At 64.0% G+C, this 3030-nt stretch carries 2 protein-coding genes; both read right to left on the reverse strand.

The window, feature by feature from the left end; translation table 11 throughout:
• A partial coding sequence (gene dnaE, locus EN939_RS27655; protein ID WP_127270893.1) for a DNA polymerase III subunit alpha occupies positions 1 to 2259 on the reverse strand: 2259 nt, incomplete at its 3' end.
• A 107-nt stretch (positions 2260 to 2366) separates the two neighbouring features.
• A partial coding sequence (locus EN939_RS27660; RefSeq protein ID WP_127270895.1) for a biotin/lipoyl-containing protein occupies positions 2367 to 3030 on the reverse strand: 664 nt, incomplete at its 5' end.

Below are 3030 nucleotides of genomic sequence, written 5' to 3' on the forward strand. Positions count from 1 at the left end.
GCGCTCGCGCTGCTTGTCCATCTCGGCGCGAATCTTCTTGCCCATGGCGCGGCGCAGCAGATCGGCTTCGCCGAGCGAGTAGCCGGACAGCTCCTGCGCGATCTGCATCACCTGTTCCTGGTAGACAATGACGCCTTGCGTCTCCTTCACCAGATGGTCGATCTTGGGATGGATCGACGCCATCTCCTCCTCGCCATGCTTTCTGGCGTTGTAGGTCGGAATGTTCTCCATCGGACCGGGGCGGTAGAGCGCAACCAGCGCGATGATGTCCTCGATGCAGTCGGGCCGCATGCCGATCAGCGCCTTGCGCATGCCGGCGCTTTCCACCTGGAACACGCCGACCACTTCGCCGCGCGACAGCATGGCGTAGGTCTCGGGATCGTCGAGCGGGATCGTCGCCAGGTCGATCTCGATGCCACGCCGGCGGATCAGCTTGACCGCCGTCTCCAGCACGGTCAGCGTCTTCAGGCCGAGGAAGTCGAACTTCACCAGCCCGGCCTGCTCAACATATTTCATGTTGAACTGGGTGACGGGCATGTCCGAGCGCGGATCGCGGTACATCGGCACCAGTTCCGACAACGGCCGGTCGCCGATGACGATGCCGGCGGCGTGCGTCGAGGCGTGGCGGTAAAGGCCCTCCAGCTTCTGCGCCATGTCGAGCAGCGTCTGGACGATCGGCTCCCTCTCGGCCTCTTCGGCAAAGCGCGGCTCGTTGGCGATGGCGTCGGCGAGCTTGACCGGGTTGGCCGGATTCTGCGGCACCATCTTGGAGAGCTTGTCGACCTGGCCATAGGGCATCTGCAGCACGCGGCCGACGTCGCGCAGCACGGCGCGCGCCTGCAGCGTACCGAAGGTGATGATCTGGCCGACCTGGTCGCGGCCGTATTTCTGCTGGACGTAGCGGATGACCTCCTCGCGCCGATCCTGGCAGAAGTCGATGTCGAAGTCGGGCATCGACACGCGGTCGGGATTGAGGAAGCGCTCGAAAAGCAGCGAGAAGCGCAGCGGATCGATGTCGGTGATGGTCGTCGAATAGGCGACCAGCGAGCCTGCGCCCGAACCGCGGCCTGGCCCGACCGGAATGCCTTGCGCCTTGGCCCATTTGATGAAGTCGGCAACGATCAGGAAGTAGCCGGGAAACTTCATCTTGGTGATGATGCCAAGCTCGAAATTCAACCGCTCGCGGTATTGCTCGACCGAGTAGCCCGCAGTCGGGCCATGCATGGCGAGGCGCGCGTCGAGCCCCTCATGCGCCTGGCGGGCCAGTTCGTCGGCTTCCGCCTGCACCGCGGCGTCATTGTCAGCGACATCGCCGCCGGTGAAGCGCGGCAGGATCGGATTGCGGTTTTTGGGATAATAGGAGCAGCGCAGCGCGATCTCGACAGTGTTGTCGATCGCTTCTGGCAGATCGGCAAAGAGCCTGGCCATATCGGCCTGGCTGCGCAGGAAATTGTCCGGCGACAGCCGGCGACGATTGTCGGCGGCGACGACCGATCCTTCGGCGATGGCGATCAGCGCGTCATGTGCGTCATAGTCGTCACGGGAGGAAAAGAACGCCTCGTTGGTGGCGACCAGGGGCAGTTCATGGGCATAGGCCAGATCGATCGAGGATTTTTCGATCACGCGATCATAACCGGAAACCCGATCCAGCTCGACATAGAGCCGGTCGCCGAACATTGCCTTGAGGGTCAAAAGCCGGGCTTCGGCCAGATCGCGGCGATCTTCCTTGAGCGCGGTGCCGATCGGTCCGCGCGGCCCACCGCTGAGGCAGATCAACCCGTCACAAAAGCCTTCCATCATTTCGGTGGCCAGGTGCACGGCTTCGCCTGGCGGCGTTTCGAGGTAGACGCGGCTGACCAGCCTGACCAGATTGGAATAGCCGGCTTCGGTCGCGGCGAGCAGGACGACCGGCCGCATATCGGGACCTTGCCGTCGGCGGTCGCGCTGGCCATCGCTGTTTTCGCCGGAAAAGGCGAGCGCCGCCTGGCAGCCGATGATTGGCTGGATGCCGTCCTTCACCGCCTTCTGCGCGAATTCCAGGGCGCCGAACAGATTGTTGGTGTCGGTCACGGCAATGGCCGGGGCTTCGTCCTTGACGGCGTGAGCCACCACCTTGCCGATCTGCAAGGCGCCTTCCAGCAGCGAATAGGCCGAATGCACGCGCAAATGGACGAAGGGCCGCGCCGGGGCCTCCGGCCGCGCCGCAGCAATCGCTGCTTCGCGCTTCAGGGGATCGCGGGGAAGTTTTTCGTCGGCCATGGTGCTGTGTGAAGGTCCTTGAGTCGATGGAGATGTATTGTCCGGGACCGCGCGATGCCAGTCCAGCACAAACCACTGCTGATCACAGGCTGCCTGCCCGGCCAGCCTTACGCAAACTCCATGATCACCGCGTCGACAGCCAGGCTGTCACCCGGTTTGGCGTTGAGCTTGGAGACGACAAGGTCGCGTTCAGCACGCAGCACGTTTTCCATCTTCATCGCTTCCACCACCGCCAAGGTCTCGCCGGCCTTGACCTCCTGGCCTTCGGCAACGGCAATCGACACGACAAGGCCGGGCATCGGGCAAAGCAGCAGGTTCGACGTGTCCGGCGCCACCTTTTCGGGCATCAGCCTTTCCAGCTCGGCGGTGCGCGGCAGCATGGCGCGCGCGGTCACCGACATGCCTTTCCAGGCTATGCGAAAGCCGTTGGCAACCGGCCTGACCTGAGCCGTAACCTTGCGCTTGCCGACCGTGCCGCGCCAGACCAGGTCGCCCGGCCGCCAGTCTGATGCAACGGTCAACGCCCTGCCGGCCTCGATCGACAGATCGATTTCCATCGGAATGGAAATCATGCCCTCGATAATCGAGGCCGACAGATAGTCATCGCCGATCTTTACCACCCAGTCGCGCTTCAGAGCTCCCGAATGCGGCGCCAGCCGCCCGCCCAGCCGGTCGAGCCGGTCACGGCGCAGCAGTTCCACCGCCGTCGCAATCGACGCCAGCACGGCCTTCTCATCGTCGTTCGGTACGACCGGCGCGAAGCCGTCGGGA

The organism is Mesorhizobium sp. M7A.F.Ca.CA.002.05.1.1, assembly GCF_003998335.1.
Lineage (GTDB): Bacteria > Pseudomonadota > Alphaproteobacteria > Rhizobiales > Rhizobiaceae > Mesorhizobium.